General features: G+C 53.6%; 13 protein-coding genes and 1 tRNA gene. 7 read left to right on the top strand and 7 right to left on the bottom strand.

The features are described from left to right. Position 1: 1 nt before the first annotated feature. From P0120_19775 to P0120_19795, 5 genes are read right to left on the bottom strand one after another with little or no spacing between them, the layout of a single operon-like run. The gene (locus P0120_19775) at positions 2–799 is read right to left on the bottom strand and encodes a sulfate adenylyltransferase subunit 2 (GenBank protein ID MDF0676550.1); all 798 of its coding nucleotides are present in this window, start codon (positions 797–799) and stop codon (positions 2–4) included. A gap of 19 nt (positions 800–818) precedes the next feature. After that, positions 819–1859 carry an anthranilate phosphoribosyltransferase gene (gene trpD / locus P0120_19780; GenBank protein ID MDF0676551.1) on the bottom strand — a complete coding sequence of 347 codons (1041 nt, stop codon included), beginning with the start codon at positions 1857–1859 and terminating at the stop codon, positions 819–821. 1 nt (position 1860) lies between these two features. Further along, a complete protein-coding gene (locus P0120_19785) occupies positions 1861–2574 on the bottom strand; it encodes a phosphoadenylyl-sulfate reductase (protein MDF0676552.1) in 714 nt (237 codons plus the stop codon). Positions 2575–2589: 15 nt separating this feature from the next. Then, a complete protein-coding gene (locus tag P0120_19790; GenBank protein ID MDF0676553.1) occupies positions 2590–5082 on the bottom strand; it encodes a sulfurtransferase TusA family protein in 2493 nt (830 codons plus the stop codon). A gap of 41 nt (positions 5083–5123) precedes the next feature. Further along, complete coding sequence (locus tag P0120_19795) at positions 5124–5573, bottom strand: Rrf2 family transcriptional regulator (GenBank protein ID MDF0676554.1); 450 nt, start codon at positions 5571–5573, stop codon at positions 5124–5126. Between the two features lie 284 nt (positions 5574–5857). Here P0120_19795 and P0120_19800 point away from each other — a divergent pair, with 284 nt between their 5' ends. The 7 genes from P0120_19800 (at position 5858) to rplT (ending at position 10193) form a co-directional block, all read left to right on the top strand. Then, positions 5858–6445: a helix-turn-helix domain-containing protein gene (locus P0120_19800; protein MDF0676555.1), complete on the top strand. Its 588-nt coding sequence runs from the start codon at positions 5858–5860 to the stop codon at positions 6443–6445. Positions 6446–6517: 72 nt separating this feature from the next. Beyond that, positions 6518–6790 carry an HU family DNA-binding protein gene (locus tag P0120_19805; GenBank protein MDF0676556.1) on the top strand — a complete coding sequence of 91 codons (273 nt, stop codon included), beginning with the start codon at positions 6518–6520 and terminating at the stop codon, positions 6788–6790. Positions 6791–6931: 141 nt separating this feature from the next. Further along, positions 6932–7006: transfer RNA gene (locus P0120_19810), tRNA-Val, on the top strand. A gap of 81 nt (positions 7007–7087) precedes the next feature. Next, the gene (thrS, locus tag P0120_19815; GenBank protein MDF0676557.1) at positions 7088–9016 is read left to right on the top strand and encodes a threonine--tRNA ligase; all 1929 of its coding nucleotides are present in this window, start codon (positions 7088–7090) and stop codon (positions 9014–9016) included. Positions 9017–9048: 32 nt separating this feature from the next. Then, the gene (gene infC / locus P0120_19820; GenBank protein MDF0676558.1) at positions 9049–9540 is read left to right on the top strand and encodes a translation initiation factor IF-3; all 492 of its coding nucleotides are present in this window, start codon (positions 9049–9051) and stop codon (positions 9538–9540) included. A gap of 40 nt (positions 9541–9580) precedes the next feature. Further along, a complete protein-coding gene (gene rpmI, locus P0120_19825; protein MDF0676559.1) occupies positions 9581–9775 on the top strand; it encodes a 50S ribosomal protein L35 in 195 nt (64 codons plus the stop codon). Between the two features lie 52 nt (positions 9776–9827). Further along, the gene (rplT, locus tag P0120_19830; protein MDF0676560.1) at positions 9828–10193 is read left to right on the top strand and encodes a 50S ribosomal protein L20; all 366 of its coding nucleotides are present in this window, start codon (positions 9828–9830) and stop codon (positions 10191–10193) included. A gap of 266 nt (positions 10194–10459) precedes the next feature. Here rplT and P0120_19835 read toward each other — a convergent pair whose 3' ends face one another. After that, positions 10460–10789 carry an RHS repeat protein gene (locus P0120_19835; GenBank protein MDF0676561.1) on the bottom strand — a complete coding sequence of 110 codons (330 nt, stop codon included), beginning with the start codon at positions 10787–10789 and terminating at the stop codon, positions 10460–10462. 118 nt (positions 10790–10907) lie between these two features. Continuing rightward, positions 10908–11333 (bottom strand): DUF4279 domain-containing protein, encoded by a 426-nt coding sequence (locus tag P0120_19840; protein ID MDF0676562.1) that lies wholly within the window; start codon positions 11331–11333, stop codon positions 10908–10910. Positions 11334–11340: the final 7 nt, after the last annotated feature.

Raw genomic sequence — 11340 nt, forward strand, 5'->3', positions numbered from 1 at the left:
GTCACATGTAACCATCTTTCCTCAGTAACTCCATCCCTCGCCCTTCATCTTGTGCTCGACCGGACCGTTCAGCCACGGTGGTATGGCGGAGTTCTTCGATAATGTCGTCTACGCTCTTAGCGGTGGATCTGATCGGCGAGGTACAGGGCGCGCAACCGAGGCTGCGATAGCGCGTGCCATCACCTTTGTCGAGATACAAATCGATGAAGGGAATATTCTCGAGCTTGATGTACTCCCAAATATTGATTTCCGTCCAATCCAGCAGGGGATGAATACGGATATGCGTGCCGGGAGGAAAGGTTGTCTTGTATTGGTCCCAGAGCTCCGGTGGTTGATCGCGAAAATCCCAGTCTCCGTGTTTATCCCGTGGGGAAAAATAGCGCTCTTTCGCCCTGGTCCCCTCTTCATCCGCGCGGACGCCGAGGATCACGCCGGTGTAACCTTTATTCTCCAGCAGTTGTTTGAGGCCGTTGGTCTTCAGCGCTGTGCAGCAGACCACTCGGCCCATCGTGTGGTTCATCCCAGCCGCCAAGGCTTCCTTGTTTTGGCCGACGACCAAATTCAACCCCCACTCCCGAGCCAGACGGTCACGGTACTCGATCATCGCCGGAATCTTGTAGCTGGTATCGACATGAAGGAGCGGAAACGGCACATGCCCGAAGAAGGCCTTGCGGGCAAGCCAAAGCAACACGGTCGAATCCTTCCCCATCGACCACAGCATGGCAAGGTTGTCGAAATGCTTATAGGCTTCTCGAAGGATGTAAACGCTTTGATCTTCAAGTTGCCGTAGGTGTTTCATAGGCTTGTTCCGTAAAATCTTACGCCGCGACCGGCTGTCGCACCAATTCATCGAGCTTGCGCCCTGCGGCTCCTCCATCAAGCGCCGCGCGTGCAGCCGGAAAGCAGGTCGACAGGGACACGCCTTTGCCCGCCGCATAGAGCAACATGGCCGCATTCATCAATACCCAATCTCGCGGCCCACCCTGCACCTGATTCTGAAGAATGCGCCGGAGCAGATCGGCCTCTTTCTCACGTTGCTCAGGTGGAAATCCTGCCATCTCCCTTGATGGGGCAAACGCTAAGCCGAAATCTTTCGGAGCCACTCCCAGCGGCATGATGCGCTCATCACGCAGTTCCAGAACTCTCGTCGCCATCGAGGCGGACAACTCCGGATCACCTTCAACTCCACGGATCACCAATGCTCGTCGGCACCCAAGGATTCGCAAGACCTCGGCTGTCTTTTCAAAATGCGGCGGATGCGTCAACCCTACGACTTGCACCGATGCCCGAGCGGGGTTCAGAAGCCTGGCGATCGGATGGAACACATTTCTGACGCCGAGCTCTTGACGCATCTCCAGAAATCGATAGAGGGGTGGATGGTACAGTCCGATATCCAGGTAGGCAAAACCTTTCTTGTTCACGTCTTCGGAAACCATCCTGGGATCGGCATCAACCGGAATGCCCATGGCTCTCAGCACTCCGGCACTGCCCGGCCGGCCAGGAATGCCGTCATAGCCGTGCATCAAGACTGCAGCTCCGGCTGCAACTGCAACAATGGACGCGGCAATAGTCGCGTGAAACGTGTCCTGCTTCCCGGCATAGGTCGGGACATCCACCAGGGCCAAGTCACGCGAGACAACGAGTGGCGGCACATATTGCCGAGCCGCAGCCGTCAGCGCCGCCAATTCGGTAACCGATTCCGTTTTGAATCGCATGGCAATGAGAAAAGCCCCAACTTGCATCGGCGTGGCCTCACCCTCAATCAACGCCTTCATCGCCTGTTTGCACTCATCCCATGTAAGATCCTTGGATGCTTTCGGGCCCTTTGCAATCTTGGCAAGGAGATCTTGAATCGGCATGTTACGACTTGTGTAGCCCGCATTCGGTCTTGGCAAAATTCTTCCAGCGACCGGCCCTGGGATCGTCGCCGGGTGCCACTGGGGTGGTGCAGTAGGTGCAGCCGATGCTGGGATAATTTTGATCGTGCAGAGGGTTGTAGGGAACTTCGTAGACCTTGATGTAGGTCCACACATCGGTCCACGTCCATCGGGCCAGTGGGTTCACTTTGATCAATTCAAATTTCTGATCCCACTCAATCAACCCGGCATTCGCACGGGACGGGGCTTGATCACGCCTGATTCCGGTAATCCATGCGTCGTATCCTCGCAGAACACGGGTCAGTGGTTCGACTTTCCGAAGCCGGCAGCACTGGTCCGGATCTCGAACCCACAGGGCCTCGCCGTACGATTCCGCTTGTGCCTTTGGTGTGAGCAAGGACTTCACCTGGATAACCTGCGCCGCCTGAAGACCGTATCGTTCAATCACTTGGTCTCGCGTGGCATAGGTTTCAGGAAATAAAAAATCGGTATCGAGATAGAACAACGGCACCGTGGGATTGACGCGATGGACCATATCGACAAGCACGACATCTTCGGCCCCAAAACTGCAGGCCAGAACAATCTTCTCGTATCGTTCAATGGCCGCTGTCAGTACATCTTGCGGCTGCTTCGTCTCAAACCAAGCGCTCCAACCTTTGAGCTCTGCGACCAGTTCGGAATGTCCATTAACGGTCATGGCGAATCAGATCCCTTACCCTTCGACCTTCTCCACCAGAATCCGATAATGCGAGGCTTCCGGTTCCAACGCTTCCTGTATCAGCACCTTATGTCCGTCATTCTTAAGGCTCATCGGCACGTTCTTGATCGGTTCACCCGCGTCGAGCCACACTTCCAACTGTTCACCAGTATCCATCATTTCCAGTTTCAACTTCGTCTTCACATAGTTCATTGGGCATGCGACACCGCGCAAATCGTAAACAGGCGCACCCGTTGCAATTGGGATAGCCGGTTTGGTTTCAACTGGTGCAGGCGCGACCGGAGGCTTTCCTTCTTTCATCGCCGACAGCTTCAGGTCCTTCCCCATCTGATCAGTCGCCGCACGGCAGGCATCGACAAAACCCTTGGCAAATGCCATCTTCTCCCGGGCCGATTCGGCCGACGTCTCTTTCGGGCCCAGATCGCCGACCTTCTTGCTCAAGTCTCGATAGACGGACGGCACAACACCTTTCTGTGCAATCCTGCTGTCGAACTCGATGAACGTTTCGGAGTCCGTCGAGGGCTCCAGTCCTTCTGTCACCAGCATTGCCTTAGCGGCAGCCAGTACGGCTCGATAGGATTTGTTCACTGATACGGAATACTGATGCTTCTCAACGAGTAACTTCGCTTGGTAGAGCTCTTGATCGGCCTCCAGAATGCCGTTTTCGATCATCTCGAGCGCGCCACCGGCACATTCGCCTGGGCCGAGATCCTCAAGGATAAATTCTTCTTCACCCTCCCAATCATAATAAAACGTGGGATCCGCTTCATAAGACGGCACGATGGTGTACGGGATCAACTCTTCTTTCAGCTTGTTCTTCCCGACGCGTGCGATGAATTTCGGCAAATTCTCGTTCGCTTGGCGGTCACGCCGGTAGACGTCGATCAGATGAGAAATCGCCGCCGGGACGGCCTTCGCCGGCAACTTCACCGTCATCTGGCCGATCTTTGCCGTGCCGTTCACCGAACCACCGAGATGCAATTCATAATGCGGCGCGACGTGGTCACCAAGGCGTTTTCCAACTCCATGCAGCCCGATCGTTGAAATGTGATGCTGTGCGCAGGAATTATGGCATCCGCTGATTTTGACATCGACTCCTGCCAGATCTTCCGGCACACGACCGGCTGGAAACACCTCGGCCAGTGCGCGCGCAAGGCCTTTGGATGATGTGATCCCAAGACCGCAGGTATCTGTGCCGGGGCAGGCAATAATGTCTTCAACCAGCTCCGCACCGGGATCTGCCAATCCATGAGACGTCAGATCCTCGTAAAAGTATGGGATCTGATCGATAGGAACCCATCGGATGACCAGATTTTGATTGATCGTGGTGCGAAGATTGCCGTTCGAATAACGCTCAGCCAGATCGGCGACGAAGAGCATCTGTTCAGCCGTAATGTCCCCCATGAACAACTTGATGGCCGCTGTGACATACCCATCTTGTTTCTGCTTGACGACGTTGGTTCGCTTCCACATCTCAAACGGCGTCTCGTGGCCATTACCATGAGGTCGATTCCCATTTCCGTTGCCGTTCCCAGCTCCATTGATCATGCCGTTGCGGGTCGGCATGATGAGTTTCGGCTCATCCTGATGCTCAAGCAGAGTCAGGGAACCGTTCTTGGGAAGCGCGTGACCCATAGCAACATAGGCTGCCTCCCAACGCCGTTTGAATTCCTCGAAGCCCAGCTTGTCGATCACGAACTTCATCCGGGCCTTGTTTCGATTTTTTCGATTGCCGAGGGTATCGAAGACCTTGATGACGGCCTCAATGCTAGGAATCAGTTCCTCCATTGGAGTGAACTCACGGAGCAGTTGTGCAATCCGTGGAGTAGAGCCCAGTCCTCCACCCACCACCATTCGAAAGCCGATCACTCCGTCCGCTCGTTTCACCGCCAGCAAGCCGATGTCGTGGATCGGAGTCAGGGCGCAATCGTGCGCACAGCCAGAGAAAGCAATTTTGAACTTTCGCGGGAGGCTTTGATTCAAGGGGTTCCGCAACAAATGATACGCGACTGTCTTCGCATACGGCGTCACATCGAATACTTCTCCTTGGCACACGCCGGCGAGGTGACATGCCGTCACATTCCGCACGGTATTGGCACAGGCCTCCCTGGTGGTCAGACCAACTTCAGCGAGCCCTCGCATGATACTCGGCACATCCTTCAGCTCGACGAAGTGCATCTGAATATCTTGTCTCGTCGTGACATGGCCGACTCCGGTCGCATATCGGTCGGCGAGCTCCGCCACACGTCGCAGCTGATTCGCGCTGATGCCGCCGAACGGGATCTTGATACGGACCATTTGCACACCAGGCTGACGCTGGCCGTAAATGCCGTATTGCAGGCGGAAAGGCTTGAAAATATCGGCAGGGAGCTCTCCGCCCAATGTTCGCACGGCTTCAGCCTCGAAGGTTTCTATTTCTTCCAGAATGGCCGGCGGAATCGGATTCGTGACAATTTTGGGGATAGTGAGGGATTCAACTGGGTTCATATACCGATCTCCTTGCCTCCTCTAGAGAGGAGCCTTCTAAGTCAAATGTGGTACATCGGATTGCGCTGAGCGTCGATCGTCCGTAGACGCAGCGCCAAGTGTTCGACAGTAATGTTTTCGAGAACTTTCCGTTCCGCCTGCTGAACTTGCTCCCAGACGTCATCCAACAGCAGCTCCGGCTTGGTGGCATGACGATCGCGTGCCCGTTGACCGACAAAGGATCGATGAAAGACCGGCCCTTCCAACGCCTCGAATATATCGGCGATCGACATTGCCGCCGGCTCATGCATGAGGAGATACCCTCCTTGGGCACCTCGCTGGCTTTCTACTAAGCCGGCGTTCTTCATCGCATGAAGAACTTGCTCGAGAAAACGGACGGGAATCCCGTGGCGCCTCGCGATCGTCCGCGCTTGAATCGGAGCTTCGCTTGCATGTATCGCAAGATCAACGGCTACCATAATTCCGTATGTCGCACGCTTGGACACTTTCATTCTTTACTATTCCTGTAGGGAATCGAAAATATACATTCTTCTCTCCATATCTGTCAAGATACCAGGAGCTTGCCAGGTTAAGATGATCGTCATTATTTAGCTGGAAGATATTCTTTGGGGTGAAGTTGAAAGTCCTGATCGAACCGGAAACCAATCTCCTTACTGACTTCATATCTGCAAAGCCATACGGAAAGCCGGCCGGAAGGACGTCGCGGCCATAGAATCCAATTGACATCGCTTACGCCCTCGGCAATAATCCGCCCTCTTCTTTCGGTGGTGCCTTCATGTCTGTGCCGTCATCCTCATTTACTATTCTGTTATTCACGAATGATACGGCCGTGCAAGCCCTGGTGAGGCAGGTATTCAAGGACGCTTCCGTTACGATCGCTCGGGACGCTTCGACCTTTCAGAGGGAGTTGCGAAAACATCGGTTTGATGCCGTCGTGATGGAGTCGCAAGGCGGACAGGAACAGGTGGGCGCGCTGAATGATCACCTTGACCCAGCCCGCACCCTCTGTATTGGAGGGTCTAGGGCTGCCTTGAAAAAGACGCTGAAAACGATCCAGTTGATGAATCAGCCGGACAGCCCTCAGCAGAACAAAGCCCGCGAGGCCTCCCTCGAAAGTTACTTAGAGGTGAAAATGGGTGAATTCGTGAAGGGGATGAGAAATGGATCGGCTAAGAACCTCCATCCGATCCTGATTTCCGCCGTAGAACGCCCTCTCATCACGTCAGCCCTGCGCGAGACAGGAGGCAATCAAATACAAGCGGCTGAACTGCTTGGACTCAACCGTAACACGTTGCGAAAAAAAATCGTGAGTCTTCACATTCCCTTGAAGCAAACGAAAGCGAGGGCGAGTCAGCGTGCCTGAACCGAACTTCCACAGATGTGCTGCGGGCGTACTTCCCATACCAACTCTCAAAACTCATGAAGGAGGGACATCATGACCAAGGAAGAGTTGATCGCAAAGATGGCCGCTTCAGCAGGAATTACCAAGGTTGCAGCCGGAACCGCCCTTGAGGCATTCACCGGGGCGGTGACTTCCTCGTTGAAAAAAGGGCAACGCGTCTCCCTCGTCAATTTCGGCACCTTTACGATTTCAAAGCGAAAAGCACGAATGGGAAGGAATCCACGGACAGGTGAATCACTTCGAATCCCGGCCGCAAAGGTCCCTAAGTTTTCAGCAGGAAAAGAGCTTCGCTCTGCTGTGAGGTGACGGTACGCAGACTGAGAGGTGTCTGACCCGGGCCATGAAAGAGAAGGTCGCCCTTCTTTCGGACGGCTGAAGGAATGAGACCTTCTCTTTCGTTTTCTTGACAGTGTCAACGAGGCTATATTAGCATGCCTTCTCTTCGATAGGCGCGTAGCTCAGGGGGAGAGCGCTACCTTGACACGGTAGAGGTCGACGGTTCAAGACCGTCCGCGCCTACCATTTACCTTGAGCTGCTGGTTTGTCTCTTATTTAGGGGCTCAGTTTCTTTTGTTTTTGTACTGTGGATCGAATCCATAAGTCATGAAGATATCAGTTAAAGACGGTCCAAGCGCTGACATTCGGACCGGGGAAACGGTGGGTGACGCTCTATCTGAGTTAGGAATCGCAAGCCTGGATATTCTGGCAGCCAAAGTCGACGGCGCGGTGGTTGATCTGTCGCGTCCTCTGTCTGCGAATTCGATAGTCGAACCACTGAGATTCGACAGTTCAGAAGGCCGTGAGGTATACCGCCACAGCAGTACTCATATCATGGCGCAGGCAGTCAAGGAACTCTTCCCGTCTGCACAACTGACCATCGGTCCAGCCCTTGAAGATAGTTTTTATTATGACTTTGCCTTCGAACGTCCCTTTACTCCCGAAGACTTGGAAAGAATCGAAGAACGCGCTGCCGAAATCATCAAGCGTAATCTCACCATCACAAGGCGGGAGTTTTCGAAACAGGACGCGATAGATTTTTTCAAGGCCCGTGGCGAGCACTACAAGGTCGAGCTGATTCAAGGTTTCCCCGATGGAGAGCCGATCACCGCCTACACACAAGGCGACTTCGTCGATCTCTGTCGCGGGCCTCATCTCCCTACCACCGGCTCTATTGGTACCATAAAATTGCTCAACACGGCGGGAGCCTATTGGCGCGGCGATGAACGTAATCCGATGTTACAACGGATCTACGGGACATCCTTTCCGACGAGTGAGGAGGTGGATGCCTATCTGGCCCGGCTGGAGGAAATTAAGCGGCGCGACCACAGAAGAGTAGGAAAAGAGCTTGATTTGATCAGCATTCAGGATGAAATCGGACCCGGATTGGTACTCTGGCATCCGAAAGGCGCGGCAGTCCGCCTGTTGATTGAAAACTTCTGGCGAGAACAACATATTCGGGATGGGTACCAGCTGGTCTATTCGCCTCATACCGCGCGTCTTGATCTCTGGAAAACCAGTGGGCACCTCGAGTACTACCGCGAAAACATGTTCCCATCGATGAAGCTGGAAGGCAGTGAATACCAGCTGAAACCGATGAATTGTCCGTACCATATCATGATCTATCAGAGTCATCTTCGCAGCTATCGAGACCTCCCCATTCGCTATGGGGAACTGGGAACGGTCTATCGCTATGAACGAACCGGTGTGCTGCATGGGCTCATGCGTGTGCGCGGATTCACGCAGGATGACGCTCATCTCTTCTGCCGCCCGGATCAGATGGAGCAGGAAGTCAGCCGGGTGCTGGACTTTACATTTTTCGTGTTACGGACATTCGGATTCCATCAATTCGAAGTGTTTTTATCCACGCGGCCCAAAGAGTCCGTGGGCGGCGATGAACATTGGACCTTGGCCACCAGCGCGTTGGAAGCGGCGCTGAAAAGCCGTAATATCTCCTTTCACCTTGATCTGGGAGGGGGGGCATTTTACGGCCCGAAGATCGACATTAAGATCAAAGATGCGTTGGGTCGCTCCTGGCAATGTTCCACGGTCCAAGTGGATTTCAACAATCCGGAGCGGTTTGAGTTAAGTTACATTGGAGAGGACGGCAAAGCCCATCGCCCCATCATGATCCATCGCGCCTTGATGGGATCCATCGAACGTTTTTTCGGCATTCTGATCGAGCACTACGGGGGCGCGTTCCCGACCTGGCTGGCTCCGGTGCAGGCGGTGGTCATGAACATCACCGATCACCAGCGAGACTACATCGCAGCTGTCGTCGCGCAATTGAAGGCGGCCGGTTTCCGTGCCGAAGCGGACCTTCGGAATGAAAAGATCGGGTTCAAGATTCGTGAAGCGGAAAAGGCGAAAGTCCCGTTCATGCTGGTAGCGGGAAATCGCGAAATGCAAGACGGGACTCTCTCGGTACGAGGCCGAAGCGGGTCAAATATAGGGAATAAGACAGTGGCTGAAGTGTTGGATCTCCTGCAAACTGAGGTCACACACGCACAGCAAGACTTTCACCACACACATTAAAAAAGAGGTGGCCTATCGTTCCCAAACTACGCGTGAATCGTGAGATCCGAGTCCGAGAAGTTCGTGTCATTGGTCCGGAGGGAGAGCAACTCGGTATTCTTCCGACTCCGGATGCCTTTCGTCAGGCTCAAGAAAGCGGCTATGATTTGGTGGAGGTCGCTCCCAACTCGGTTCCCCCGGTCTGTAGAATTATGGACTTTGGGAAGTATAAGTATGAGCTGAGCAAAAAAGATCATCAAAGCCGGCGTCATCAAAAGTCCACCCAAGTGAAGGAAATCAAGTTGCGCCCACGGACCGATAAACATGACCTTGAAATCAAGGTCCGTCAGATGAAGAGTTTTCTAGAGGAGGGCAACAAGACCAAGGTCACCCTCACCTACCGCGGACGAGAAATGGCCAACCAAGAGATGGGTCGCGCGGTGATGAATTCCGTCATTGAACAGTTGGCCCAAGCCGGTACCATTGAATATGCTCCTCGCATGGAAGGACGCAGTTTGATTATGATCGTCGCTCCGAAACACTAACGTACAGTGCAGTGATTGCTCAACCAAAGGAACCTCCAACATGAAAATGAAGACGCATTCAGGGACGAGCAAACGATTTACCAAAACGGGAAGCGGCAAGCTTGTCCGCCGCAAGGCGGGCAAGCGGCACATACTGACCAGCAAGCGGCATGACCGGAAACGCCGCCTGAGCGGAACAGCACTGGTGGATTCCACAGTTGTTTCTACTTTGAATCGACTCCTGCCGTATGCATAGACGACGATCGTGTAGTGTTGTGACTTTCAGGACCCAAAAGGAGTAATGAATCATGCCTCGCGTAAAAGGTGGACCAAAAACTCGGCAGCGGAGAAAGAAACGGATCAAGCTGGCGTCAGGTCAGTACGGAGGGAAAAGCCGGCTCTTCCGTTCGGCGACGGAAAGTGTTGATAAGGGACTGCAATACGCATACGTCGGACGAAAGGATCGAAAGCGTGACTTCCGGAAATTGTGGATTGCGCGCATCAGCGCCGCCGTTCGCGCGCAGGGGATGAGCTATGGGCGGTTTATCAACGCGCTCAAGAAGGCCAATGTCTTATTGGATCGAAAAGTCCTCTCGGACATAGCGATCAAAGACGCCGCGGGCTTTGAAAAGTTGATCGGTCTTGCCAAGCAGCACATTCCGGCTCCGGCATAAGTTCTCACACGCACGTTGTCTCAAACGGAGAGAGCGGGGAAATAACGCACTGTTATTCCCCCCGCTTGATTTCACTTCATCACGGACCGCCCTAAACGTTCACGCAAGGGTTATCATCTTCCCGGCCCACAGGTACCGGTGAGCGGCGAGTTTAGGATTGCAGGTCGACTCCTTTGTTCTCATGCATCCACACGAGATCGTCATGCAGCCGGTGCCGACCTCTGTCGAAGCATTGATGGTTTCGGCGTTGCGGCGGTCAACTCGTTTCAGTGTTTCCTGATGCACAATACAAGATCCGACCCCGATGCTTTCCGCTTATTGGTTCGCGCAAAGCTTCCACCAGTTTTTATCCGATTGCCCGCTTTGTCGTAGGTGTAGGTCAGATCTTCGATCGTTGTGGCACCTTGTTTATAGGTGAGGCTCGTCACTTCAGACGCTGCATTGTACGCATAGGTAATACTGTTTGTGTTGGGCAACGTGAGACTGGTTCGCCGTCCGGCAGCATCGTAGCCGATGGTCACGGTGTTTGTTCCCTGTTGGACTTGCGTGAGCCGATCGGCATTGTCGTACTTGTAGGTCACTTGGGGCTGGCCCACGACGGTCATCGTCGCGCGGGGGCTCGCTTTGTCTTATTCGGGACTTCGGTAAGTTACGACCCTAATTGAGCGGATAGGTGACACTGTGAAGAAATTTATTCCATCCTACCATTTCAGTTTATTCGAGCGGATAAATGTCGTTGAGCATAAATGGGCACTCCAACTCTGCCAGCTTCTTAATACTATCAAGACTAATTTCATAGACTGGCCGATCTTCATCGATATGGATGGTCGAATTCATCCCAACCGTCACGGTTGGTCGAGTTTTGAGATATTCGAGAAGTTTTTCTCGGTGTGGCCAGATCTGAGCCAATAGTACTTGAAGGCTTTCATTCATGCTATACGATCGGTGCTCTACTTCGATGCACCAAAATGTTTGCGGTATTTGGACGCCACGCTTTGCAGCCATGGGATTTGCAGATAACTCGCCCCTTCTCCCTGTACGAGAAGGTTGTACTCCGACAAGGCGAGTAAACGCATCCGGGTCGAGCTCATCACCCTCGATACAAAACTTTGTCCATATAACGGGAGCCTTCGAGGACATGTCTCCC

The sequence above is a fragment of the Nitrospira sp. genome, assembly GCA_029194675.1.
Taxonomy (GTDB): Bacteria; Nitrospirota; Nitrospiria; order Nitrospirales; family Nitrospiraceae; genus Nitrospira_D.